Source organism: Pseudomonas sp. Pseusp9, from assembly GCF_059491265.1.
In genome coordinates this window covers 4,131,339-4,154,506 of the sequence record NZ_CP168500.1, presented here as the reverse complement: position 1 = coordinate 4,154,506, position 23,168 = coordinate 4,131,339, and the positions used below count along the sequence as shown (strand labels likewise).

Here is a 23,168-nt window from a genome sequence, read left to right as displayed (position 1 = left end):
GGTCCTTTCCTTTATATGGCCATTTCGGGAGGGACAACCTTAGCTGAGGTTCGCAACCCTGCAAATGACCGTGTATAACGCCCGGTTCACGCCGTTTGTCTTCCATATACAGCCGCTCGATTGAATTTCTTGCTATAAACGCACTCCGATTACCACCTCAAAGCCTGCCGTAGAGCATTTTCAGGGCTTTGTCGGACAAATTCGCTGTCTTTTCAGTTGCTGAGGCCTCAAGTCGGCCTTAGACTGCCGCCCCTCGTAAATTGAGTGCCGGGTGGCGCTTGGAACAAACGGCGCCTTTCCGATGGCCTGCCAAGGTCTGCCGGAACGCTCCCTTATTCGCCTTAATGCACGTTTTTTTATAGAGATATCAATGACAAAGGACAAGTTGCTGGCCATGCCGGCGGATGACTACATGAATGCCGAGCAACATGCTTTTTTCTCCGAGCTGTTGCAGAACATGAAAGTCGAAACCCATGAGCGCATCGAACAGAACCGCATCGCCATCGAAAGCCTGGACACCCCGGCCGATCCGGCAGACGCGGCTTCGGTCGAAGAAGAGCGCACCTGGCTGGTGAACGCGATCGATCGCGACCAGCGCATGCTGCCTCAGTTGGAACAAGCGCTGGAACGCATCAAGGAAGACAGCTTCGGCTGGTGCGACGACAGCGGCGAGCCGATTGGCCTCAAGCGCCTGCTGATCAGCCCGACCACCAAGTACTGCATCGAAGCTCAGGAACGTCACGAGCAAATCGACAAGCACCAGCGTCAGGCCTGATTCTGCCAGGCAGCCCCGTTTATCCGGGCTGCCTTGAAAAGATCGCAGCCTGCGGCAGCTCCTACGCCATTGATGTAGGGCGCTGCCGCAGGCTGCGATCTTTGTTTTCTGCTGCCTTCGATTTCCCGGTTCTTCTATTGATCTGCTGCAACATTCGCGACTAAAGGCTCATGGATAATGGCCTTATGGTGGCGCTTAATGCGAAGACAACAATTAGAAGCTTTCCGGGGTGACGATGATGACGAGAGACGGGTCTCTGGTTGCGGCAGTGCCTGCACCAGTGCTGGTGCCGAAAAACCGCTGGCTGACACCGACGCTGCAAAGCATCGCCCTGATGCTGTTGTCATGTGGCATGACGCTGGGCGAATGGTCGCTCTACCTTGGCCTGCCCCTGGCCGTATTGATTATCTGGCTGCCTCGCCTGCGTTCGCGCGCGACCCCGCAAGCCGCCACCCCCGACAACTGCGATGCCATCGGTGAGTTGACTCGCGATCTTTCCCACACCACCAGTCATAACGCGCTATCGGCGGCGGGTGTGGCGTTTTCGGTTCGGCAACTGGCGGAAAAACTGCAATCGCAGCTCTCGGCGGCGGCCCGGATCGTCAGCAACGCCGAGGTCATGATCACCACCGAACAGGCCACCTCGACGCTCAGTCGCCAGGCGCTGAGTGCCGCCAGTGAGGCTCATCAAAGTGGTTTGGCCGGGCGTACGGAACTGATCGAGTCCATTGCACGCATGCACCAGCTCAGCCAGCGCGCCAGCAATAGCCGTGAACTGATCGAAGCCTTGAGCCTGCGCAGCGATGATATCCAGCGCGTGACCCTGGTGATTCAGTCCATCGCCAGCCAGACCAATCTGTTGGCGTTGAACGCCGCCATTGAAGCGGCGCGGGCGGGGGAACACGGTCGCGGGTTTGCCGTGGTGGCCGACGAGGTTCGTGGGCTCGCTGCGCGCACGGCGGCCGCCACGGGTGAAGTCGGCGAGATGGTGGCCGATATCCAGCAACGCACGGCGCAGGTGGTGGAGCAGATCCGCGAACTGTCCAGCGACCTCGACACCGGCGTCGGGCAGGTCGAACGGACTGGGCAGCACCTGGAGAACATTGCCCGTCTGGCGGCGAGTGTCGAGTCCCAGGTCGGAGAAATCGCCCAAGGGGCAGACATCAACCGTGAACAGCTCGACAGCCTGTTTCACGCCATCGAACAGATGCGCAGCGACCTGGCGGTCAGCGACCAGCAGACTCAGCGTCTGGCCCATGCGGCGGTGCAAATGGAAGGGCAGGCGGAAACCATCAGCGAGCGTCTTGCCGAGGTGGGGCTGGATGACTATCACCAGCGGATCTATGACCTGGCCCGGGAAGGCGCGAGCCAGATTGCAGCACGTTTCGAGGCGGATATCGACACCGGTCGAATCAGCCTCGACGATTTGTTCGACCGCAATTACCAGGTCATCCCCAATAGCAGCCCGACCAGGTATCAGACGCGTTTCGACCGCTACACCGATCAGGTTTTGCCAACCATCCAGGAACCGTTGTTGCCGCGTCACGAAGGATTGGTGTTCGCCATCGCCTGTACCCAGCAGGGTTATGTGCCGACCCACAACCATGCGTTCAGCCAGCCGCTGACGGGCGACGCGCAGATCGATGCCTTGCAGAACCGGACCAAGCGCAAGTTCGCTGACCGCACCGGGATCCGCTGTGGCAGCCATCAGAAGGCCGTGCTGCTGCAAACCTATACCCGTGACACCGGAGAGTTGATGCACGATCTTTCGGTGCCGATCATGCTCAAGGGCCGGCATTGGGGCGGTTTGCGCCTGGGCTACAAACCGGAAAAGCCGAGCTAAAAATCGTGGATTGCCGGGCGATTGTTACAGGTTATGCAATTAACCTGTGCAAGGTTTTGCTGTTTCCTCGTCGAAAGACTAATTAACATACCTATTAATTAGGTTGCTAATGAAGTTCGGAGGCTGCATGCAAGGCAAAGTTGATGTCGCGGTCATGATCGGCAGCGGTGTGCCTGCCAATCTGCGTTCCATGGGGCGCAAAGTGTGCTGGGTGGTGTTGCTCAATGGCGAGCGCCGGGGCACGGCGTTCTCCAGTCGCGACGAAGCGGAAGAGTGCAGGGCTGCCTGGTTGACGCAATTGAACGCCGAAAGACCTGACAGCCTGCATTGAGATTGTCAGTGCGTCTGGTGCATGCGCAGGTTCAGGTCGTCGACCACCCGCGCCCAGTCTGCGTCTTCGCGTAATTGTTCCTTGAGGAAGCCGGCCTGTTGCGGTGACCAGAACTCGGCGTCAATGAGTTTCCTGTCGCAAGGCAGGGTATGGCCGGCAATGAAGTCGTCGATCGCTTTCTGGGTGGAATCCAGACCTAGCTGGTCGAACAGGCCTTTCAAGTCGTGTGTCGGTGATTCCATCTTCATCTCCTTGCTGGTCGTCAGTCGGGTCGAGGGGCGACGTGGGGTACCCTGGCTTCGAGGGCGCCGCACGGGTGGAGTTCGATCACGAAGTTCAAGCGCAACAGTGAGCATAGACCGCCAATCCGACAATCAGGCTTTCAATGCCCCCGCATCGACTGCCGCCTTCAGTTCCCGGGCCGATTCCTGGGCTGCAATGGCGGCGACATCCGGGGTTTTGAACCAGCGATCCTTTTCGACCTGGTGATACGTCACGGTCTTTAGCGGTGGTTTGGCGCGCATGACAATCACGGCCTGGAATTCACCGTCGATCTCTCTGGCTTCACCCCGGATAAAAAACTCGCCGATATCAAATTCCGTCACGTTGCAGACTTCCCCTGGAAATACATTGTTGTTGTAAACGTAACCCGATTTTTCCGGATCCGTTTTATTGGACGGGCAGTATGGCAGTAGTTGCCCGCCGACGGCTGAGATAAGTCGGCGGGCAGACCAAACGTCTATGCAAAGGCGCGCGGTGAGCGTGTCAACTGTGTGATTCCAGAAACCGAGCGAGGGCGCAGGCTTCGTTATGACTGGCTCGGAAACCTCTTACGCAACCTGTAGAAATTTCCTTGATATGAAAGAAGGCAATGCCCGCCATCACCACCTGAAATCTTGGCCGGGCCGGGGCGTCGGGGCGCGGTTCATGGCGGCGGAGCCGTGCCGGGTGCGGGATTGGCGCGGTTTCCGAGTCAGGTACCACGGGATAGGCAAAGTGGGTCAGTGTGCACATATGAAGTCCTTTTCATTGTTTTACCGACGTATGTACGTCGTTTTGGCTAGTCTCCAAGAGCATCGCTGCTCTAGAATCACCCTCACTGGTGGGTGAATGATGTTTATCTAAAGCAATTTTTTGCGGACGATATGTAGGAAAAGATTTTTTCTTGAAGAGATTTTTCCCCGAAGTTGATAGTCCATAATTTTCTGGCAGCAGCAAGGGTGTTTTCCTTCAGCCTGTGACGAACGCCAGTCAGGACGACGCGAGTGACATTCCAGTAGTCTTCTCAAGCTTCGTGATGAGTGAGTGCACTGCTCATTCAGGACATCAATCCGGGTTCTTTGGCTACACCTTCGGCATTGCCGCTTTTTTTGCTGTGCGTTTATTTTTCGCGCACGACACCATTTTTCAGATGTGGGGATGTTTCCTTGGCAGTAAGTAATCTCGATATGCATGCCTTGTTCGTGCTGGGTGATTTGCGCGCAAAGCTGGTCAAGCAGTTTCAGTCACGTTTCGTTTACATCACCGAACAGAACGCTGAAGGCATTTACATTGCCGAAATCGACACCGAATCAGCCCTGGTGGTGGACGACAAACCGGGACTCAAACTCAAGGTCGGCGATCATTTCAGCGCTTCGGTGCTGCCCAGTCGCGAAGGCGGCAAGCTGGACATCAGGTTCCGCGACATCAAGCTGACGGTTTACGGAATTGGCGATTACGCCTTCGTGACCACGACCGACGGTCAGGGGATTGTGTTCAAGGAAGGGCACAGCGTGGTGATGGTGTTTGCCGCCCATCAACAGTTGCAGGAAGGCCTGACCAAGACCCTGAAAGCCGTGACCGCCAAAGCGGCCAAGTGGCGCAAGGGCGAACTGGTGACCTTCAAGGCCAGCGAGTGATGAGCCTGACCCGCGCCGATTTCCACGAGCAGAACCTGGCCAGCGCACAAGACGACGCGCGGCGGCTGTTCGGGCAGAAGACCATTCTGCAAGGAGCCTGGCTGAACTGGGTGGCGTCACAGCTTTACCAACTGCAGCCGGCGCAATACGCCAGTATGGTCAGACGAGAGCTGATGCATTTGCAGGAAACTTCCGAAAACTGATCCACGCACCTCGAAAACGGGAACCTCTACTACAGTCAGTGAACTGAGTATTCAGAGGCTTCGCGGCCTGCTGCCAGGCCATCCTGCCATTGCTGTGAACAGCACGAGGTGCAAAAGCATGAACGGATTTCGACGGTTGCTGGCTGCTGTCCTGGCCACTTGCGGTTTGCTGGCGACACCGGCCCCGGCTTTGGCCGCCCAGACGCCAATCCACTTCGCCGACCTGAACTGGGAAAGCGGCAGCCTGATTACCGATGTCCTGCGCATCATTGTCGAGAAAGGCTACGGGCTGCCGACCGATACCTTGCCGGGCACCACCATCACCCTGGAAACCGCGCTGGCCAACAATGACATCCAGGTCATTGGCGAAGAGTGGGCCGGTCGCAGCCCGGTCTGGGTCAAGGCGGAAGCCGAAGGCAAAGTCGTCAGCCTCGGCGACACGGTCAAGGGCGCTACCGAAGGCTGGTGGGTGCCGGAATATGTGATCAAGGGCGACCCGGCCAAGGGCATCAAGGCGCTGGCGCCAGAGCTGCGCAGCGTCAGCGACCTGCCGCGTTACAAAGACGTGTTCAAGGACCCGGAAGCCCCGACCAAGGGACGTTTCCTCAACAGCCCTATCGGTTGGACTTCGGAAGTGGTCAACAAGCAGAAGCTCAAGGCGTATGGGCTGGACGACACTTACGTGAACTTCCGCAGCGGTTCGGGCGCGGCACTGGATGCCGAGATCAGTTCGTCAATTCATCGTGGCAAGCCAGTGCTGTTTTACTACTGGTCGCCCACGCCGTTGCTTGGCCGGTTCAAGCTGATTCAACTCGAAGAACCACCGTTCGACGCCGAAGCCTGGAAGACCTTGACCGACGCCGACAACCCCAATCCGCAGCCGACCCGTTCCCTGGCCTCCAAACTGTCGATTGGTGTGTCCACCCCCTTTCAGAAGCAGTATCCGCAGATTACCGAGTTCTTCGCCAAGGTCGACTTTCCGATCGCCCCCTTGAACAAGGCGCTGGCCGAGATGAGCGAGAAACATACTCCGCCGCGTCAGGCTGCGCAGGCGTTCATGAAGGCTCATCCGGACGTCTGGCGGGCCTGGCTGCCCAAGGACGTGGCGGATAAAGTCGCCGCTGGAATGTGAGTGGCCGCCGGTATGAACTTTTGGTCTTGCGCTTGCCCGCGCAATACAGGAAAAGCCGGCTAGCCTGTTCTGTTCATATCCCTTTCAAGGATCTCTGAATCATGACCTTGTTGTTGGCTCAATGGCTGGTGACGATCTTCGCAGTGATCAGTCTGGTGCATGTGTATTGGGCGTTGGGTGGTGAGTGGGCGGCGGTGGCGGCGGTCCCGCAAGTACCGCAGGAGGGCAGCGCACAACTGCGGCCGGCGTTCAAGCCTCGAGGCTGGATCACGTTGGTGGTGGCTGCGATATTGCTGTTGATTGCCGTGCTGGTGTGTTGGCGGGTGGGGTGGTGGCTGCCACCGTTGCATCACTGCTCGTTGCAGTGGGTGATCAGCGCGATAGCGATTCTGCTGTTTGCCCGGGCCATTGGCGACTCGGAGCTGGTGGGTTTTTTCAAGGAGGTCAAGGGTTCGGAATTTGCCCGGCTGGACACCTGGATCTACTCGCCGTTGTGTGTGGTGCTGGGGGCCGGGTTGTTGGCGGTGGCCTGGGGTTGAGTCAGGCCGGTCGTACTGTATTGGCTGACCTATCGCTTTCGTCGGATCGCCGCCCGGGGCAAGCCCGCTCCCACAGTGATCCCGGTCGATCACAACTTTTGTATACACCCGAGAACCTGTGGGAGCGGGCTTGCCCGCGATGAGGCCGGTCCAGGCACTAAAGGTCTTTGCTCTAACTGCCGCTCTCGGTCCGCCGACTGCTCACCTCGGCCGGCACATCATCCCCGGCCATGCGTTTGCGAAACAGTGCCGCCCGGGCCAGCAGCAAGGTGGTCACCGGTACGGTAATCGCCAGCAGGATCGGAATCAGCCAGGCGTGCAATACCGGCGCGGACTTGAGCGCTGAAAAGTAGATGATCGAAGCCAGCGCCACGCACCAGGCTCCGAGCGTCGAGGCCAGGGCGGGTGGGTGCATGCGCTGGAAGTAATCCTTCATGCGCAGCAGGCCTGTGGCGCCAATCAACGCAAACAGGCTGCCGAGCACCAGCAGGGTCGCCACCGGGATTTCCACCCACATCGACAATGGCGCATTCATTCGATCACCTCACCACGTAGCAGGAATTTCGCCAGGGCGAACGAGCCGACGAAACCGAACAGTGCTATCAGCAGCGCCGCCTCGAAGTACGTGTCACTGGCATAACGAATACCCAGCGCCAGCATCATCAACATCGCGACGATGTACAGGTAGTCCAGTGCCAGAACCCGGTCCTGGGCCGACGGCCCCTTGAACAGGCGGATCAGGGTCAGGATCATCGCCAGGGAAAAGAAGAACAGGCTCAACAGGATCGCGTTCGACAGCAACGGGCTCATTCGAAGATCTCCATCAACGGACGTTCGTAGGTCGCCTTGAAGTGCTGGATGAACAGCGCCTCGTCGTCCAGGTCGAAGACGTGCAACAGCAAAATGCTGCGGTCCAGCGCCAGCTCCGACCAGACCGTGCCGGGTACCACCGTGGTGATCATCGACAGCGCGGCCAGGCCGTTGGCATCGCGCAGGTCCAGCGGCACCTTGATGAATTGCGAGCGGGGCGGGCGGCGACCGGCATTGAGCACGCTCCAGGCCACGGCGAGGTTGGACACCAGCACATCACGCCCGACCAGCAGCACCAGGCGCAGGATTACCCCGGGACGACGGATGCGTACCGGCAGCGGACGCAGTCTGCGCATCATCAGCGGCGCGCAAAACCCCAGCGCCGCACCCAACAGCAGATTGCCGGGGCTTGCCGAAAGGTTCAGCAACAGCCACAGCAGCCACAAGGCCAGCGACAGCAACGGTGCAGGAAACAGACGCTTCATGGTTGCACCTCCTGCGGGGCCGTTTTGGCTGTCGGGTTCGGTACGACGCGCGTGTCGAGCACGGCCATCACGTATTGCTGCGGGTTGTACAAGGCGTCGGCGGCGGCCTGGGTGTAGCGCAGCAGCGGATCTGCCTTGAAGGTCAGCGCAATGCTCAAGCCCAGCAGCGCGAAGATCGGCACGCATTCGAAGCGTCGCAGCAGGGGCGATGGTCGTTCCGCCGGCGTCCAGAAGCGCTGGACGCCCAAACGCGAGAACGCGATCAGCGACGCCAGCCCGGACAAGATCAACAACACCAACAGGCCCCAGGCGGCGCTGGAAATCGGTGCGTCACCGCTGTTGCCCAGACCCAGCGGATTGAGCAGGGCACCGATCAACCCGAGCTTGCCGATAAACCCGGAGAGCGGCGGCATGCCGATGATCAGCAAGGCGCAGGCGATGAAGCTCAGGCCGAGAAACGCCATGGTCCAGGGAATCACCTGGCCGACCACAGCCTTCTGTTCGTCGTCGAGGTTGGTGCCCTTGGGCGGATGCAGGGATTCCAGTGGGCGGGGCAGCAGTTCGGTTTCATCCTCGAGCAGGACTTCGTTGGCCGAGCGCGAGCGCTCGATCAGTTCGGCCAGCAGGAACAGTGCGCTCAACGCCAGGGTCGAGCTGAACAGATAAAACAGCGCCGCGCCGATCAGGTTTGGCTGGGCGAAACCGATGGTCGACAACAGAATGCCTGCCGACACCAGAATGCTCAGGCTGGCCATGCGCTCCAGGCGTTGCGCGGCGAGGGTCGCGATGGCGGCGCAGACGATGGTCGCCATGCCGCCGTAGATCAGCCACTCACCACCAAAAAACGCCGATGCCCCGGCCTGGGCGGAGAACAGCAGTGTCCACAGGCGCAGCAAGGTGTAGACGCCGACCTTGGTCATGATTGCGAACATCGCCGCCACCGGCGCGCTGGCCGAGGAATAGGCCGGCACTAGCCAGAAGTTCAGTGGCCACATGCCGGCCTTGGCCAGGAACGCGATGGCCAGAATCCCCGCGCCAGCGTGAAGCAATCCGCGATCGGCCTCGGACACCAGCGGGATTTTTACCGCCAGGTCGGCCATGTTCAGCGTGCCGGTGACGCCATAGATCAGCGCCGCGCCAATCAGGAACAGCGACGAGGCCAACAGGTTGATCGAAATGTAATGCAGCCCCGACGACACCCGCGCCCGGCCCGAGCCGTGGAGCATCAAGCCGTAGGACGCGGCCAGCAGCACCTCGAAGAACACGAACAGGTTGAACAGGTCAGCGGTGAGGAACGCGCCGTACAGGCCCATCAACTGGATCTGGAACAGCGCGTGAAAGCTCGAACCGGCGCTGTCCCAGCGGGCCATGGCGAACAGCAGGGCACTGACGCCGATGATGCCGGTCAACACCAGCATCAGCGCCGACAGGCGATCGACCACCAGCACCAGGCCGAACGGCACTTGCCAGTTGCTTGGCAGGTACACGCCGATGGAGCCGGGCACGCCGGTGGTTTGCGTCCATTGCAACAGCGCTACGGCAATGCCCAGCCCGAGCAGGCTGGAGAACAGGTTGATCTTTGCCTTGAGCGGCCGGTGCTTCTCGCCAAGCATCAGCATGATCGCGGCGGTCAGCAGCGGCAGCAGTATGGGCGCGACGATCAGGTGGGTCATCGCCATCATTCCCTGGGCTCCCGGCCATCCACATGGTCGGTGCCGGTCAGGCCCCGGGAAGCCAGCAGCACCACCAGAAACAATGCGGTCATGGCGAAGCTGATGACGATCGCCGTCAGCACCAGTGCCTGCGGCAACGGGTCGGTGTAATGCAACAGATCCTGAGGTATGCCGTCCTTGATGATCGGCTCCTTGCCGATGAACAGGCTGCCCATGCTGAAAATGAACAGGTTGACCCCGTAGGACAGCAGGCACAGGCCCATGACCACCTGGAACGTCCGTGGGCGCAGGATCAGCCAGACGCCGGACGCGGCCAGTACGCCGATGGCGATTGCGATGACTTCTTCCATCAGACGGCTTCCTTGGCGGTAGCGGATTTGGGCTGGGCAGCGGTTTTGTGACCCCGCACCGATTGGTGGGCGAGGGCGGTGAGGATCAGCAGGGTCGAGCCGACCACCACGCCGTACACACCGATGTCGAAGAACAGCGCGCTGGCCAGGTGAATGTCCCCCAGCAGCGGCAACGAGAAATGCCAGGTGTGGGTGGTCAGGAACGGATAGCCGACCACCATGGCCCCCAGGCCGGTGGCCGTGGCGAACAGCAGCCCGGTGCCCATCCAGCGCAGCGGCCGCAGGCTCATTTGCGCCTCGACCCACTGCGTGCCGGCGACCATGTATTGCAGGATGAACGCCACCGACATCACCAGCCCGGCGACAAAGCCGCCGCCCGGTTGATTGTGCCCACGCATGAACAGGTAGAACGACACCACCAGCGCCACCGGCAACAGCAGGCGCACCAGCACCGCCGGCACCATCATGAAGCCGAGCGCGGTGTCGCTGGCGTGACGCGGGTTGACCAGATCGGTGACCACATCCGGTGCGAGCAGGCGTTGCTGGGCCGGCAGTTGCAGGCTTTCCTTCGGCGGGCGGAAGCGGCGCAGCAGGGCGTACACGGTCAGGGCCACGGCCGCCAGCACGGTGATTTCACCGAGGGTGTCGAAACCACGGAAGTCCACCAGCATCACGTTGACCACGTTGCTGCCACCGCCTTCCGGCAGGGCGCGACTCAGGTAGAAGGAGGAAATGTCGTTGGGGGTCTGGCGCGTCAGCATGGCGTAGGCCAGCAGCGCCATGCCGACACCAACCGAGGTCGACAGCAGCAAGTCGCGGATACGCCGCACCCGCGCCCGGCGCAGGCTGCCTGGCAGCGGCGAGACTTCTTCGATCCGTCGTGGCAGCCAGCGCAGGCCCAACAGGATCAGCACCGTGGTCACCACTTCGACCGCCAGTTGGGTCAGGGCCAGGTCCGGTGCCGAAAACCAGACGAAGGTGATACAGGTCATCAGGCCGCAGACGCTGACCATGGTCAGGGCCGCGAGCCGGTGATACTTGGCCTGGTAGGCCGCGCCAAGGGCGCAGGCAATGGCCAGCAACCACAGGGTGACGAAGACGATCGAGCCGGGGATTTTCGGCCGGTCGCCCCAGTGAAGGCTGCTGTGCAGCATGGGAATCAACCCGGCCAGCACGGCGGCGAGCACCACCAGAAACAACTGCATCTGCAGGCGCCGGGTACCGATCCAGGGCTCCAGGCGACGTGCCAGGCGCAGGATGGCGACCAGTGCATATTCAAACAGGTGCTTGCCGTCCAGGCGACCGATGACGGGCGGACGGTTGAAGCGTCCACGCTTGAATTGATTGCGCAGCAGCAGATAGAGCGCGGTGCCGCAGGACAACGCGATCAGGCTCATGATCATCGGCGCGTTCAGGCCGTGCCAGATGGCCAGGCTGTATTCGGGCAGCGTGCCACCAACCACCGGTTGCGCCGCGGCAGCAAGCAGCGGGCCGACCACCTGGGCCGGGAAGATCCCCACCAGCAGGCAGGTGAACACCAGCAGCTCGACCGGCGCGCGCATCCAGCGCGGTGGCTCGTGGGGCGTGTGCGGCAGGTCGGTCGCGGGCGGACCGTAGAACACATCCACGGTGAAACGCAGGGAGTAGGCCACGCTGAAAGTACCGGCAATCGTTGCCACGATCGGCAAGCTCAACTCGACCCAGCGCGTGGCATTGATGAACACGGTTTCGGCGAAGAACATTTCCTTGGACAGGAAACCGTTGAGCAGCGGTACCCCGGCCATCGAGGCGCTGGCGACCATGGCCAGGGTGGCGGTAAACGGCATCAGCTTGTACAGGCCGCTGAGCTTGCGGATGTCGCGGGTGCCGCTTTCGTGGTCGATGATCCCGGCGGCCATGAACAGCGAGGCCTTGAATGTCGCATGGTTGAGGATGTGGAACACCGCTGCCACGGCGGCCAGCGGGCTGTTCAAGCCGAGCAGGAGTGTGATCAGGCCGAGGTGGCTGATGGTCGAGTAGGCCAGCAGCCCTTTGAGGTCGTTCTGGAACATCGCGCAATAAGCCCCGAGTAACAGGGTGCAGGCACCGGCGCCGCTGACGATGTAGAACCATTCTTCACTGCCCGACAGCGAAGGCCATAGCCGCGCGAGCAGAAATACTCCGGCCTTGACCATCGTCGCCGAGTGCAGGTACGCGGACACGGGGGTCGGCGCGGCCATGGCGTGGGGCAGCCAGAAGTGAAAGGGGAATTGCGCACTTTTGCTCAGGGCGCCGATCAGGATCAGGGGCAACAGAATAGGGTAGAGGGCATGGGCGCGAATCAGGTCGCCTGCAGCCAGGACCTTGTCCAGGTCATAGCTGCCGACCACATGGCCAAGCAGCATGACCCCCGCCAGCAGGCACAAACCGCCCGCACCGGTCACCATCAGCGCCATGTAGGCGCCGCGCCGCGCATCGGCACGATGGTGCCAGTAGCCAATCAACAGGAACGAAAAGAGGCTGGTCAGTTCCCAGAAAAACACGATCTGGATCAGGTTGCCGGAGATCACCAGCCCGAGCATGGCGCCCATGAAGGCCAGGAAAAATGCGAAGAATCGCGGCACCGGATCGTTCGGCGACATGTAGTAGCGGGCGTACAGCGAAACCAGAGTGCCAATGCCCAGCACCAGCATGGAGAACAGCCAGGCGAAGCCGTCCATGCGCAGGACGAAGTTCAGGCCCAGGCTGGGCAGCCAGGTAAACTCTTCGCGTATGACGCCTCCGTGGGCGATCTGCGGGTACAGGAACGCGACCTGAAGGGTGCCGATCAGGGCGATCAGGCCAGCCAGCAGGGATTCGGCGTTACGTGCGTTGTGCGGCAACACGGCCGCCAAACAGCTGCCCATGAAAGGCAGAAGCAGTAGAACTATCAGGGACATAGGCTTCTAATCTGCGGAAGTTTGTGAAGCATCATACGTGCCAGCTCCCGGATCACCAAACGCCAAGCTGTCGCAGAATCCTACACGGTAGCCGGAAAAGCCCTGATTCACATTGTTTCGGCTGGGGGGCTGTTTATTTGTTTAGGGTGTACATATCCGTTGCTGCGGCAACGGCGGCTGGCGGTTTCGCCCTTACGGCGAGTTCCTTTTGTCAAACGACACAAAAGGAACCAAAAAGTCTCGCCCCTTACGTACGGCCCCTCGCCAGGGCTCGGGGTTCCTTCGCTCCGGCATTCATCCGGGGGCATTGCCCTCCGGTCGGCTGCGCGCGACCTACATGCAATGAGTTCGACTGCGTCGAACGGCGCTACGCGCCCATCCCCGGATGAACACCTCCACTCAGCCTGCCGAGGGGGCGGGTGGATCAAGATCAAGAGCGGCAGGCGAGCTAACGCTCGGCCTGTTGAGTGGTGAAAAGCGTGGGTGTACGTGGCCCAGCCTTTGCTCTGCTCTTCTGTAGGAGCGAGCCTGCTCGCGATGGTCGTCAACGATGACGCGGGCTGTCTGAATCCCCGCGGTGTCCCGGCGTTTTTCGCGAGCAGGCTCGCTCCTACAGAGGGGAACGCGTTCAATTGCGATCAGGTCGGCCAGTAGGCCGCCTTGCTTTGGCTTTGGCTTTGGCTTTGGCTTTGGCTTTGGCTTTGGCTTTGGCTTTGGCTTTGGCTTTGGCTTTGGCTTTGGCTTTTGATCTTCTTGCCCCCTCGAGAGGCCGAGCGCAGGTTCTGCGCAGTGGGCAACCCGGCATGGATGCCGGGTTAGCCGCGTACGGCCAGGGATGGCCGATCGCGGCGGGCCCACGGAGCAGGACCGGAGCGAGGGGATGCCGAGCCTTGGCGAGGCACCGAACGTCAGGGGCAAGAGCCCTTGGTTACTTGGGGCTTTTCCAAGTAACCCGCCGTAAGGGCGGAACCATAAGTGGCCGTTGCCGCAGCAATGGATATGTACACCCTCAAAAACCCACGCCGCTTGCTCGCGATAGCTATTCAACAAAGCAGAAGCTACGGCTTAACCCTGTGTTTCCTGTTCCAACTCTTCCTCGACCGCAGCCGCCTTACCCTTGGTCTTCAACTCACTGACAATCACCGCCGCCACAATCATCCCGGCACCGACCAGGGCAATCGCCGGCAAGCGTTCCCCGGCGATGCGCCCGACAATCCCGGCCCATACCGGCTCGCCGGCATAGATCAGCGTGGCGCGAGTCGGTGACACGCTTTTCTGTGCCCAGTTCATCGCCACCTGAATCGCCGCACTCATGGCCCCAAGGCCCAGCGCGCTGCACAGCAGCAACCAGGAGAAGTCCGGAATCGCCTCGTTGGTCGGTACCACCATCAGGAACGACAGCACCGAAGTGACTGCCAGTTGCACCGCCGTCACCCGGCGCACATCGACCTGGCCGGCATAGGTGCTGATCAGGATGATCTCGGCCGCAATGGCCACGGCGCTGATCAAGGTGGCGATTTCACCGGGGCTGAAGTTGAACGACGCACCGGACGGCCCGGATAACAGCATCAACCCGGTAAAGGCCAGCATGATGCCGATGCTGGGCATCAACCCCGGACGCCGTCCCAGCACCAGCCATTGCAGTAATGGCACAAACGGGACATACAGCGCGGTAATGAACGCCGATTGGCTGCTGGGAATGCTCTGCAACCCGACCGTCTGCAAGCCGTAGCCGAGCATGATCGCCACGCCAATGAACGACCCGGCCTTGAGTTCGAACAGGGTCAGGTCGCGCAGGTGGCGCCAGGAAAAGAGGGCGACGATGCTCGCGGCGGCGGCAAAGCGCAGGCCGACGAAAAACATCGGGCCGCTGACGGTCATCGCATGCTGTACCAGCAGGAAGGTACCGCCCCAGACCATCGTGATCAGCACCAGCACGCATTCGGCCTTGCTGAGCCTTGTAAAACGGGAGGAAGCCTTTGGGGAGTTCACCGACGTCATGACCTTGCACGCTACTGGAGGGGGACGCACAATGCGCCGAATGTTGCGCAGTATACTGCCCAACCCCACTCAGTGAGCAATATAGTGCACAAAGATTCCAGCCAACGGGCATCGGTCCTCCAGCACGTCAGTCAAAACGTCCGTCGCTTGCGTCATGCCGCCGACCTGAGCCAGACCGCACTGGCCGAAAAGTCCGGTGTCAGCCGTCGAATGCTGGTGGCGATCGAGGCGGGGGAAAAGAACGTCAGCCTGACCACTCTCGACCGGGTGGCCGAAGCCCTCGACGTTGCCTTCAGTGATCTGATCCAGGCTCCCGACGCTCGTGATCCGAGCCGTATCAATGAGCTGGCCTGGACCGGTACGATCCCCGGCAGTAAAGCGGTGTTGCTCTCCAAGGCCCAGGCCAGCCGCGAAGTCGAGCAGTGGGAGTGGTGCCTGCAACCGGGCGAGGTGTATCCGTCGGAGCCGGACGCCGATGGCTGGAGCGAGCAGATTTATGTCTTTGAAGGTTGCCTGACCGTTATGCTTGGCGACCAGCCACAGCATATCGCGACGGGTGAATTCTTCATGTTCGCCAGCAACCAGCCGCACTGTTATCGCAACGACGGAGCGGTGGCGGCGCGGTTTGTACGTAATGTGGTGATCTGAACAGGGAGAGCACGATGGACCAGACCTTGACCAATGACGCCGACATCCTGATTGTCGGCGGTGGCCTCAGTGGCGCGATGCTGGCGGCGCAGTTGATGCGCTTGCCGGGCCGGCGCCGGGTGCTGGTGATCGAGCCCCGGGCCGAGTTGGGGCGGGGCGAAGCCTACAGCGCGGTGGAACCGGGCCATACGCTCAACGGCAACGCGGCGCGGATGAGTGTCGACCCGGACAACGCCGACGACCTGACCCAATGGTTGACCGAGTACATCGAGGCGGGCGGCTGGCCGGAATCGGATCAGCAGCACGTGCCGGTCAGTGAGTTGTTTCCACCAAGGGGCGTTTTCGGCCTGTATGCCCGGCAGCGCCTGGCAGAAGCGCAGGCGCTGGGCGCCTTGAACGGTTCGACGGTCGGGCATGTGCAGGCCGAGGTGGTCGATCTGCAATCCGATGCCGACGCCGTGCGGTTGACCTTGAGCGATGGCCGATCCGTGCAGGGGGCTTTTGCAGTGCTGGCCACCGGGATGTTTCCCGCCGCGCGCACGCCACAAACCCAGTCCAGCGGCTTGAACGCAGCGGCCCTCGATCCGTGGGATGTGGCGGCCATGCAGCAACTCGATCCGCAATCGACGGTCATGATCATCGGCTCGGGCCTGACCATGGTCGACGCCGTGGTATCCCTGGAACAGGCCGGGCACCGTGGGCCGATCGAGGTGTTTTCCCGCCATGGACTGTTGCCCCATGTACGTCGCCAGCCACCGGCCTGGGTGGATTTTCTCGCTGAAGACCCGAGTATCCGCACACCCCGCCAGTTGATGCGCGAACTGCGTCGACACTGCCGGGACGCCATCGCCCAGGGCGTCGATTGGCAGGCGCCACTGGACACGGTGCGGGCACACATTGGCCGCTTGTGGCATCAGGCGACGGATGAGCAGCGTCGGCAGTTCGTGCGGCATGTGCGGCCGTGGTGGGAAAGCCATCATCATCGCTCGCCACCCTTGAGCGCCGACTTGGTGGAGCGCCTGTATAAAGAAGGGCGGTTACGTGTTCACGCAGCCTCATACAAGGGCCTTGAGCCTGCGATGAATGGCGGGGTAAGTATCCGCCTTCGGCGGCGCGGCGAGGCGCAGACCTGTGTGGTCAGCGGTGCCGCCCTGATCAATTCCAGCGGTATCGAATACGACTGGCGCCGGGTCGCGCGACCGTTGCCCCGGCAACTGCTCGCCCGTGGCCTGGTGCGGCCCGGGCCGTTGGCCCTGGGCATTGCGGCAGAGGTTGATGGTGCGGTCCTGAACGCCGAGGGGCAGCCTGCCCGCCGTTTGTTTGCCATGGGCCCGCCGTTGCGTGGCATGTGGTGGGAAAGTACCGCCGTGACCGATGTGGCGAGCCAGGCCAAGGCGTTGGCCGAGCGGTTGGTGCGCTGATCAGGTGCTGGGGCTGAGTGCATATCCGTTGCTGCGGTAACGGCGGCTGGCGGTTTCGCCCTTACGGCGACTCACTTTTTTTACAAGCGCCTTAAAAAAGCAAGCAAAAAAGCGCTCCGGCATTCATCCGGGGGCATTTCCCTCCGGTCGGCTGCGCGCGACCTGCATGCAATGGGTTCGACTGCGTCGAACGGCGCTGCGCGCCATTTCCCGGATGAACACCTCCGCTCAGCCTGCCGAGGGGGCGGTGGATCAAGATCAAGAGCTGCAGGCGAGCTAACGCTCGGCCTGTTGAATGGTGAAAAGCGTGGGTCTACGCAGACCCATTGTAGGAGCGAGCTTGCTCGCGATGGACGTCAATGATGACGCGGGCTGCCTGAATCCCCGCGGTGTCTCGGCGTTTTTCGCGAGCAGGCTCGCTCCTACAGGGGGAACGCGTTCAATAGTGGTCAGGTCGGCTGTCAGGCCGCCTCGCTTTGGCTTTTGATCTTCTTGCCCCATCGAGAGGCCGAACGTCAGGGGCAAGAGCCCTTGGTTACTTGGGGCCGGGCGGCGATCCGCTCTTCCAAGTAACCCGCCGTCAGGGCGGAACCATAAGCCGCCATTACCAAAGAACCGGATATGTACACCTTCAAAACATAAGCTGCCCCCCCCCACCCGAGGTCGCGGTTTTCCATAGGGTTGAAACCGGCCCCATCAGCCAACGTGGCTGATGGGGCGCGGGCTCAGTTGGGGATCACCTGCACCGTGCGCACGGAGCCTTGGGACGAGCTGACCGTGGCCGTCGGGCTCGCCGACGGAACGACCGCGGTGGTGTTGTTCACCGTCAACTTCCAGCGTCCATTCCCCGGTACGGCGGTGGTGCCCAGGGTGACCAGTCCGGTCGGAGTGGTGACCTTGATGGTGATGGTGTTGCCGGTGGTTACCGATGAGGTACCGGCAAAGTTCCAGGTGAAGCGGTTATTGCTACGGGCGCTCACCGTTGCGGTGGTCACTGCGAAGGTTTCCGCAACAGGCCGTGGCGAGACCTGCACCGTGACCGTGGCCGGCGACGTCGACTGGGCGCCGAGGCTGTCCCGGGCGATGTAGGTGAAGGTCGTGGTGAAGGCCGTAGTGAAGTTGGCCGGTGGGGTGTAGGTGAGCACCGTGCCGTTACCGCTGACGATGCCGCGACCGGTCGGTGGTTGAGTGAAGCTGGCGACCGCTAGCGGCAGGTTGCCTTCCGGATCGGTGTCGTTGGCCAGCACGTTGATTGGAATCGCTACGCCCAGTGAGGTGGCGGCATCGGCGACTGCCACCGGAGGCCGGTTAGGCGCCACGGTGATGGTCACGGTTGCCGCTGTCGTCGAGGCCAGGCCTTTGGCGTCCTGGGCCTTGTAAGTGAAGGTCGTGGTCAGCGGCGCGTTGACCACAGCGGGAGGGGTGTAGACCACCGCTGTAGTGCCGCTCAATGCCACGATGCCCTGACCGCCGGCCGGTTGGGTCAGCGCGGTAATGCTCAGCGGCGTATTGCCGTCCGGGTCCCTGTCGTTGGCCAGCAGGTTGAGGGTGATCGGCACACCGAGGCTGGTGCTGCCGGTATCGGCGACGGAGATCGGTGCCTGGTTCGCGCCGGTGTCCGGTGCAGTGCCGACGACTACGACCGGTTCGGTGTCACTGCCGCCGGCGGCGGATTTGACCGTAACGGTTGCAGGGGGCTGGCTCAGGTCAGCCACCGTCAGGCGTTGCAGAGTGCCGGTTTTCGACAGCCGTCCGTAACCTTGGGCGACCATGTCCGGTACCACCACTTCGTCTGTGGAGGTGGCCTCGATCAGCAGGCTGTGATTGCTCCAGTTGTATTGAGCGGTCTGGATTTTCACCACGTCCGAGAGCTTGCTCGACACTGCGGTCGGGCGTGTGGTCCCTGCCGGGTTGGTGGCGGTGACCACAACGACCGGGGGCACGGTTGCGTTGGTCAACAGATGCTGAGCGAAGAACACGCCATTGTTATCGCTCACCATGTTGGTCTGGCAAGGCGAAACAGGCGGGCCGGGCACCAGGGCGATGCTTTCGCGGAAGCACAGGGTCGAACCGTTGGCGGCTTTGGCAAACACTTCGACCTGGGTGTTGTTGCCGCCCGTGCCTGCTGTGCGGCGGTAGGTCGCGCGGCTCATGTCCACTGCGGTTTGTGCACGGTTGTCGAGCACCTTGCCGGACAGGGTGAAGAGGTTGGTCTGGATGGTCCCGGCCGGACCCTGGATGCGCACGAAGTTGGTGTTGTTCGGGCTGCCGGTCACCGCTTCGGTGAGGTTCGGGTCGCCAATGAAGGTTTCGATGGCGCCGGTGTCCGGATTCACCGCGGTATAGGGGGCGTTGACGCTGCGCAGGAACGGCCCGATGGCACCGTTGACGGCGCCGCTGAAATTACCCGGTGCACCGATGCCGACGTCCCTGGTGATGTTGATCGCACGACGGCCGGGGGTGGTGACATTGACCGTTTCCACGCCGTAGGGGTGGGTAATGGTATAGGTCCCGGCAACGGGAATGTTCACCCGCATGCGAATCCGCGCGAAGCTGATCTGGTCGCCGTCGAGCGGGTTGCCGCCAGCAAAGGCAGCCTCGATCCCGGCGACATAAGCGTCCATGCCATAGCCGGCGGTGTTATTGGGGATGCTGGTCTCGGCGAGGAACCAGAAGGCTTCGTCCGGCCAGTTATCCGGGAACACCATCGGCAGGGTGTCGTCGAAAATGCCAGGTGTCGGCAGCAGCGTGCACATATAGGCCGGTGGCACACTGGCTGGTACCCGTGTGCTGACGGCTCGGGACTGGCACAGTTCCATCGACAGCTGATTCTTGTCCTGATACCAGATCGGGAATTTCCCGGTGGCAAAGGTGTAAGGGCCGGGATCGACGGCGGCAAGTTGCGCGAAAGCACTGCCGGACAGCGATACAGTCAGTCCCAGGGCGTTGAGCGCCAGGCGTGGCCATTTGTTCATGATGCCTCCTGATGAGGATCTGGGCATGTGAGCGTTCATTGCACGATGACCACTTCTTCGGTATCGCTGCCGCCATTGGCTGACGTCACGCGAACCTGGGCTGGCGGAACCGGCGTGATGCCGGTGGTCAGGCTTTTCACGGCGCCGTCGCCACTCAGGGCGCCGATGGCGATCCCGGTGCCGGTGGTCGCGGTGAGTACCGGTGGCGATGTTTCATCGCTGGTCGAGGCCGTGATGGTGATTTGCCCGGTGCTCAGGCTGTATTCGGCGCTCGAGATCGTCACCAGGTCGGTCAGCGGCATGGGCAAGGTGGTCGGCGTGCTGCTGGCGATGGCCAGGTGGTTGTCGGCGGTCACCTGCAAGGTGCTCGGCAGCGTCGGATTGTTCGGCGACTGCGCATACCAGTGGCCGGTGGTGTTCGCTTCGGTGAAGTTCAGGACCGGGTTGTTGCTGGCCAGGGTCACGCTGGCCGGTGGCGGCGGGGCCAGCACGAACACATCCTGCTGGGCCACCGGCGCGCTGGCGCCGGCATGCCGCGAGTAGGTGCTGCGCTCGGCGATCACCGGAGTCGGCCGGACCACCGACGACAATTTGCCGGAAACGGCGAAGAGGTCGGTGCGCAAGTCCAGGCCATTGGGGCCTTCGATGCGCACGTAGTTGGTGTTGAACGGGCTGCCGGTGACGGCTTCGTTGAGGTTCGGGTCGCCGACGAACTGTTCGGCCTGGCCCGTGGCCGGGTTGGTCTCGGTATAGGGGCCCTTGACGCTGCGCAGAAACGGCCCGACGTCGCCCTTGAGCGCGCCATCGTAGGTTTTTGGCGCACCGATGCCGATGTCCCGGGTCATGTTGATCGCCCGCCGGCCGGGCGTGTCGACGTTGAACACTTCGACGCCGTAGGGGTGGGTGATGACATAAGTGCCAGCGGTGGGCACGTCGATGCGAATACGGATACGGGCGAAGCTGATCTGGTCGCCCTCCAGTGGATCACCGCCACTGAAAGCTGCTTCGAGCGCCGACACATAGGTCAGGTCGATGCCCCGGGCGGCATCGACGATGGTCGTTTCGCCCGTGGCCCAGAACGCTTCGTCGGGGAAATTGGTCGGGAAGACCAGTGGTTTTGTGTCATCGAAAATTCCGGGATTAGGGATCAACGAGCACATGTAAGTCGGGGCGCCCGGCGCACTGGCAACCCTGGAACTGACAGCCTTTGATAAGCACAGGTCAAGGGTTCGGCCGTGGCTGTCCTGATACCAGGCGGCGAAGTTGCCGTTGGCTGGCAGGTAGGGCCCGGGGTCTACGGCAAACAGCGCTGCCTGGGCGATGCCTTGGGCTAGAGCGGTCACGACCAGGGCGGTCGTGGTTTTGCGCAGTAAAGGGTGCATGAGTATTCCCTCTATCGAAGTACCTGCCCCTTGGGGATGGGTCAGTTGGCTGGGAGGTTGGCAACTTCCATACCAATCAGCGAAAACGCCCGTGAGAGGTCCGAATTACAGGCGTTGGCGCAGTCGCGGGTGACAGGCCGGAAAGCTCGAGATCGGGCGGTTTTCCCCAACATTGGGGGGGATTGGGCGGCGGGGTGAATGGGGAATCGCAGTCCCCAGGTTCGGGCAATCCGCCATGAGTGGGCTATAAACCTAGAGGGGGGTAAACCGGGAACCGTGTCCATGACCACTATCGCCAAAGTGCTTGCGACCGAAAGCGAAGTCCGCTTGAACACGCGAAAGCAGCCGTTTGACCTGCTGCGCTGGTTTTCGCTGGTCAGCATGGCGGTGATCGGGACGGTGGCGGTGGCGCTGGGGGCGGTATCCACGCGGTTCGTGATTACCGAAAGCGTGCAGCGCGATGCGCTATTGACCTCGCAATTCATTCAGGCGATTGCGTGGGCCGAGGTGCACCATGCACCGATTCCCAACATCCGGACCATGGGCGAATTGCTCGACCCACGAAAAGACAAGGACTTTCCAGACGTCGACCCGCTGGCCCGCGCCAGTACCCGTGGCGATTTCCTCGACCATATCGAAAATTTGCCGGACGTGATCCTGGTCAACATCTATGCCCCTGACCGCATGGTGATCTGGTCGACCAACCCGGCCTTGATGGGCACCACGATCCGTGGCGATGAAGACCTCGAGCGGGCGTTCAGCTCGAAGCTTCCCGTGTCGACCAGCTACCACGATGTGGACAAGTCCCGCATGGAACAGAAGTTCGTGGTGCCACCCAAATACCTCTTCATCGAAAACTACATTCCCCTGTTCGATGCCGATGGTCGTAACGTCACGGCGATGGTCGAGGTTTACAAGGAACCGCAGGACCTGATCAGCCGCATGGAGCGCGGCCTGGTGCTGATCTGGTTGGCGACCGCCCTGGGCGGCGGTCTGATTTACCTGGGCCTGTACTGGATCGTGCGGCGGGCGGCGATCCTGCTGGCGATGCAGCAGAAGCAATTGATCACCAACGAAACCTTTGTGGCACTGGGGGAGATGTCCTCGGCGGTCGCCCACAGCCTGCGCAATCCGTTGGCGACCATCCGTTCAAGCGCCGAACTGGCGATAGAGTTCGACAGCGGTCCGGCACACAGGAACATCAACGACATCATTTGTCAGGTCGATCGCATGTCGACATGGGTCCGGGATTTGCTCCAGTCCCTGCGACCGCTCAATGACGAGGCTGAACCAGTGAATCTGGTAGCGGCACTGCATGACAGCCTGATGGCTTACGAACATCAGATCAGCAAGGCCAGGGTCAAGGTGGTGTTCGAGCCGGACCAGACGCCCATGGTCCTGAGCCAGCAGGTGCAACTGACCCAGATCCTCAACAGCCTGCTGTCCAACGCGGTGGAAGCCATGGACAACGGCGGGACGCTGACCATTCAGATCGAGCCGCGCGATGCCCAGAACGTCAGTGTGAGGGTGAGCGATACCGGCAGAGGCATGAACGAAGAGCAGCGCACCATGGCCTTCCGGCCGTTCTTCACCACCAAGCAGGGCGGGCTGGGCGTCGGGCTGGTGCTGGTCAAGCGGATCATGGAGCGTTTTGGCGGTGTGGTGACGCTCGATAGTCGTGAAGGAGCGGGCACCACTGTCCGTCTGTCGTTTAAATTGGCCCCCTGAAAATGGGGATGAACTATCCCCGTTAGCGGGTGTCAATCCCCGGTCACTTTCACAGC

Annotated in this window: 23 protein-coding genes; 10 read left to right on the top strand and 13 right to left on the bottom strand. The window is 61.6% G+C overall.

The window, feature by feature from the left end; genetic code table 11:
• Positions 1 to 370: 370 nt before the first annotated feature.
• The 3 genes from ACEN8E_RS18620 (at position 371) to ACEN8E_RS18610 (ending at position 2,949) form a co-directional block, all read left to right on the top strand.
• Positions 371 to 775: a TraR/DksA family transcriptional regulator gene (locus tag ACEN8E_RS18620; protein WP_007935965.1), complete on the top strand. Its 405-nt coding sequence runs from the start codon at positions 371 to 373 to the stop codon at positions 773 to 775.
• A 235-nt stretch (positions 776 to 1,010) separates the two neighbouring features.
• Positions 1,011 to 2,618 carry a methyl-accepting chemotaxis protein gene (locus tag ACEN8E_RS18615; protein WP_495589372.1) on the top strand — a complete coding sequence of 536 codons (1,608 nt, stop codon included), beginning with the start codon at positions 1,011 to 1,013 and terminating at the stop codon, positions 2,616 to 2,618.
• A 127-nt stretch (positions 2,619 to 2,745) separates the two neighbouring features.
• Positions 2,746 to 2,949, top strand: a complete 204-nt coding sequence (locus ACEN8E_RS18610; RefSeq protein ID WP_495589371.1) for a hypothetical protein — start codon at positions 2,746 to 2,748, stop codon at positions 2,947 to 2,949.
• A 5-nt stretch (positions 2,950 to 2,954) separates the two neighbouring features.
• Here ACEN8E_RS18610 and ACEN8E_RS18605 read toward each other — a convergent pair whose 3' ends face one another.
• The 4 genes from ACEN8E_RS18605 to ACEN8E_RS18590 form a co-directional block, all read right to left on the bottom strand.
• Complete coding sequence (locus ACEN8E_RS18605) at positions 2,955 to 3,191, bottom strand: DUF2789 domain-containing protein (protein ID WP_495589370.1); 237 nt, start codon at positions 3,189 to 3,191, stop codon at positions 2,955 to 2,957.
• Between the two features lie 132 nt (positions 3,192 to 3,323).
• Entirely contained in the window at positions 3,324 to 3,554 is a 231-nt protein-coding gene (locus ACEN8E_RS18600) for a hypothetical protein (protein ID WP_008020538.1), read from the bottom strand.
• A 160-nt stretch (positions 3,555 to 3,714) separates the two neighbouring features.
• Positions 3,715 to 3,963 (bottom strand): hypothetical protein, encoded by a 249-nt coding sequence (locus tag ACEN8E_RS18595; RefSeq protein ID WP_495589369.1) that lies wholly within the window; start codon positions 3,961 to 3,963, stop codon positions 3,715 to 3,717.
• Positions 3,964 to 3,975: 12 nt separating this feature from the next.
• Positions 3,976 to 4,167, bottom strand: coding sequence for a hypothetical protein (locus ACEN8E_RS18590; protein ID WP_495589368.1), 192 nt, complete (start codon positions 4,165 to 4,167; stop codon positions 3,976 to 3,978).
• A 209-nt stretch (positions 4,168 to 4,376) separates the two neighbouring features.
• Between ACEN8E_RS18590 and ACEN8E_RS18585 the strand changes: the two genes are divergently transcribed.
• The 4 genes from ACEN8E_RS18585 (at position 4,377) to ACEN8E_RS18570 (ending at position 6,721) form a co-directional block, all read left to right on the top strand.
• Complete coding sequence (locus ACEN8E_RS18585; protein ID WP_495589367.1) at positions 4,377 to 4,847, top strand: hypothetical protein; 471 nt, start codon at positions 4,377 to 4,379, stop codon at positions 4,845 to 4,847.
• Positions 4,847 to 5,050, top strand: a complete 204-nt coding sequence (locus ACEN8E_RS18580) for a hypothetical protein (protein WP_495589366.1) — start codon at positions 4,847 to 4,849, stop codon at positions 5,048 to 5,050. Before ACEN8E_RS18585 ends, ACEN8E_RS18580 begins: the two co-directional genes overlap by 1 nt.
• A 118-nt stretch (positions 5,051 to 5,168) precedes the next feature.
• Positions 5,169 to 6,182, top strand: coding sequence for an ABC transporter substrate-binding protein (locus tag ACEN8E_RS18575; protein WP_495589365.1), 1,014 nt, complete (start codon positions 5,169 to 5,171; stop codon positions 6,180 to 6,182).
• Between the two features lie 101 nt (positions 6,183 to 6,283).
• A complete protein-coding gene (locus tag ACEN8E_RS18570; protein WP_495589364.1) occupies positions 6,284 to 6,721 on the top strand; it encodes a DUF3995 domain-containing protein in 438 nt (145 codons plus the stop codon).
• Positions 6,722 to 6,893: 172 nt separating this feature from the next.
• Here the strand turns inward: ACEN8E_RS18570 and ACEN8E_RS18565 are convergent, their stop codons facing one another.
• The 7 genes from ACEN8E_RS18565 to ACEN8E_RS18535 all read right to left on the bottom strand — a co-directional run bounded on the left by ACEN8E_RS18565 (position 6,894) and on the right by ACEN8E_RS18535 (position 14,958).
• Complete coding sequence (locus tag ACEN8E_RS18565; RefSeq protein ID WP_495589363.1) at positions 6,894 to 7,256, bottom strand: Na+/H+ antiporter subunit G; 363 nt, start codon at positions 7,254 to 7,256, stop codon at positions 6,894 to 6,896.
• A complete protein-coding gene (locus ACEN8E_RS18560) occupies positions 7,253 to 7,531 on the bottom strand; it encodes a K+/H+ antiporter subunit F (RefSeq protein WP_007986253.1) in 279 nt (92 codons plus the stop codon). The genes ACEN8E_RS18565 and ACEN8E_RS18560 overlap by 4 nt, the downstream gene beginning before the upstream one ends.
• Entirely contained in the window at positions 7,528 to 8,016 is a 489-nt protein-coding gene (locus tag ACEN8E_RS18555; RefSeq protein WP_495589362.1) for a Na+/H+ antiporter subunit E, read from the bottom strand. Before ACEN8E_RS18555 ends, ACEN8E_RS18560 begins: the two co-directional genes overlap by 4 nt.
• Complete coding sequence (locus tag ACEN8E_RS18550; protein ID WP_495589361.1) at positions 8,013 to 9,698, bottom strand: monovalent cation/H+ antiporter subunit D; 1,686 nt, start codon at positions 9,696 to 9,698, stop codon at positions 8,013 to 8,015. The genes ACEN8E_RS18555 and ACEN8E_RS18550 overlap by 4 nt, the downstream gene beginning before the upstream one ends.
• A complete protein-coding gene (locus tag ACEN8E_RS18545; protein WP_008020558.1) occupies positions 9,695 to 10,039 on the bottom strand; it encodes a Na+/H+ antiporter subunit C in 345 nt (114 codons plus the stop codon). The genes ACEN8E_RS18550 and ACEN8E_RS18545 overlap by 4 nt, the downstream gene beginning before the upstream one ends.
• Positions 10,039 to 12,957 carry a monovalent cation/H+ antiporter subunit A gene (locus ACEN8E_RS18540; protein WP_495589360.1) on the bottom strand — a complete coding sequence of 973 codons (2,919 nt, stop codon included), beginning with the start codon at positions 12,955 to 12,957 and terminating at the stop codon, positions 10,039 to 10,041. Before ACEN8E_RS18540 ends, ACEN8E_RS18545 begins: the two co-directional genes overlap by 1 nt.
• A 1,065-nt stretch (positions 12,958 to 14,022) precedes the next feature.
• A complete protein-coding gene (locus ACEN8E_RS18535; RefSeq protein WP_495589359.1) occupies positions 14,023 to 14,958 on the bottom strand; it encodes a DMT family transporter in 936 nt (311 codons plus the stop codon).
• Positions 14,959 to 15,042: 84 nt separating this feature from the next.
• Between ACEN8E_RS18535 and ACEN8E_RS18530 the strand changes: the two genes are divergently transcribed.
• Both ACEN8E_RS18530 and ACEN8E_RS18525 read left to right on the top strand, forming a co-directional pair.
• Positions 15,043 to 15,606 carry a helix-turn-helix domain-containing protein gene (locus ACEN8E_RS18530; protein ID WP_495589358.1) on the top strand — a complete coding sequence of 188 codons (564 nt, stop codon included), beginning with the start codon at positions 15,043 to 15,045 and terminating at the stop codon, positions 15,604 to 15,606.
• 14 nt (positions 15,607 to 15,620) lie between these two features.
• The gene (locus ACEN8E_RS18525; protein WP_495589357.1) at positions 15,621 to 17,027 is read left to right on the top strand and encodes an FAD/NAD(P)-binding protein; all 1,407 of its coding nucleotides are present in this window, start codon (positions 15,621 to 15,623) and stop codon (positions 17,025 to 17,027) included.
• A 725-nt stretch (positions 17,028 to 17,752) separates the two neighbouring features.
• Here the strand turns inward: ACEN8E_RS18525 and ACEN8E_RS18520 are convergent.
• Complete coding sequence (locus ACEN8E_RS18520; protein ID WP_495589356.1) at positions 17,753 to 20,002, bottom strand: Ig-like domain-containing protein; 2,250 nt, start codon at positions 20,000 to 20,002, stop codon at positions 17,753 to 17,755.
• Positions 20,003 to 20,037: 35 nt separating this feature from the next.
• Positions 20,038 to 21,384 (bottom strand): hypothetical protein, encoded by a 1,347-nt coding sequence (locus ACEN8E_RS18515; protein WP_495589355.1) that lies wholly within the window; start codon positions 21,382 to 21,384, stop codon positions 20,038 to 20,040.
• 282 nt (positions 21,385 to 21,666) lie between these two features.
• Here ACEN8E_RS18515 and ACEN8E_RS18510 point away from each other — a divergent pair, with 282 nt between their 5' ends.
• Positions 21,667 to 23,112 carry a sensor histidine kinase gene (locus ACEN8E_RS18510; RefSeq protein ID WP_495589354.1) on the top strand — a complete coding sequence of 482 codons (1,446 nt, stop codon included), beginning with the start codon at positions 21,667 to 21,669 and terminating at the stop codon, positions 23,110 to 23,112.
• Positions 23,113 to 23,168 lie beyond the last annotated feature (56 nt).

Excerpts from the sequence above, each read along its gene's own strand:
- ACEN8E_RS18620 (WP_007935965.1), top strand. The coding sequence starts at position 371 with ATGACAAAGGACAAGTTGCTGGCCATGCCGGCGGATGACTACATGAAT.
- ACEN8E_RS18615 (WP_495589372.1), top strand. The coding sequence starts at position 1,011 with ATGATGACGAGAGACGGGTCTCTGGTTGCGGCAGTGCCTGCACCAGTG.
- ACEN8E_RS18610 (WP_495589371.1), top strand. The coding sequence starts at position 2,746 with ATGCAAGGCAAAGTTGATGTCGCGGTCATGATCGGCAGCGGTGTGCCT.
- ACEN8E_RS18605 (WP_495589370.1), bottom strand. The coding sequence starts at position 3,191 with ATGGAATCACCGACACACGACTTGAAAGGCCTGTTCGACCAGCTAGGT.
- ACEN8E_RS18595 (WP_495589369.1), bottom strand. The coding sequence starts at position 3,963 with ATGTGCACACTGACCCACTTTGCCTATCCCGTGGTACCTGACTCGGAA.
- ACEN8E_RS18580 (WP_495589366.1), top strand. The coding sequence starts at position 4,847 with ATGAGCCTGACCCGCGCCGATTTCCACGAGCAGAACCTGGCCAGCGCA.
- ACEN8E_RS18575 (WP_495589365.1), top strand. The coding sequence starts at position 5,169 with ATGAACGGATTTCGACGGTTGCTGGCTGCTGTCCTGGCCACTTGCGGT.
- ACEN8E_RS18570 (WP_495589364.1), top strand. The coding sequence starts at position 6,284 with ATGACCTTGTTGTTGGCTCAATGGCTGGTGACGATCTTCGCAGTGATC.
- ACEN8E_RS18565 (WP_495589363.1), bottom strand. The coding sequence starts at position 7,256 with ATGAATGCGCCATTGTCGATGTGGGTGGAAATCCCGGTGGCGACCCTG.
- ACEN8E_RS18560 (WP_007986253.1), bottom strand. The coding sequence starts at position 7,531 with ATGAGCCCGTTGCTGTCGAACGCGATCCTGTTGAGCCTGTTCTTCTTT.
- ACEN8E_RS18555 (WP_495589362.1), bottom strand. The coding sequence starts at position 8,016 with ATGAAGCGTCTGTTTCCTGCACCGTTGCTGTCGCTGGCCTTGTGGCTG.
- ACEN8E_RS18550 (WP_495589361.1), bottom strand. The coding sequence starts at position 9,698 with ATGATGGCGATGACCCACCTGATCGTCGCGCCCATACTGCTGCCGCTG.
- ACEN8E_RS18545 (WP_008020558.1), bottom strand. The coding sequence starts at position 10,039 with ATGGAAGAAGTCATCGCAATCGCCATCGGCGTACTGGCCGCGTCCGGC.
- ACEN8E_RS18540 (WP_495589360.1), bottom strand. The coding sequence starts at position 12,957 with ATGTCCCTGATAGTTCTACTGCTTCTGCCTTTCATGGGCAGCTGTTTG.
- ACEN8E_RS18535 (WP_495589359.1), bottom strand. The coding sequence starts at position 14,958 with ATGACGTCGGTGAACTCCCCAAAGGCTTCCTCCCGTTTTACAAGGCTC.
- ACEN8E_RS18525 (WP_495589357.1), top strand. The coding sequence starts at position 15,621 with ATGGACCAGACCTTGACCAATGACGCCGACATCCTGATTGTCGGCGGT.
- ACEN8E_RS18520 (WP_495589356.1), bottom strand. The coding sequence starts at position 20,002 with ATGAACAAATGGCCACGCCTGGCGCTCAACGCCCTGGGACTGACTGTA.
- ACEN8E_RS18515 (WP_495589355.1), bottom strand. The coding sequence starts at position 21,384 with ATGCACCCTTTACTGCGCAAAACCACGACCGCCCTGGTCGTGACCGCT.
- ACEN8E_RS18510 (WP_495589354.1), top strand. The coding sequence starts at position 21,667 with ATGACCACTATCGCCAAAGTGCTTGCGACCGAAAGCGAAGTCCGCTTG.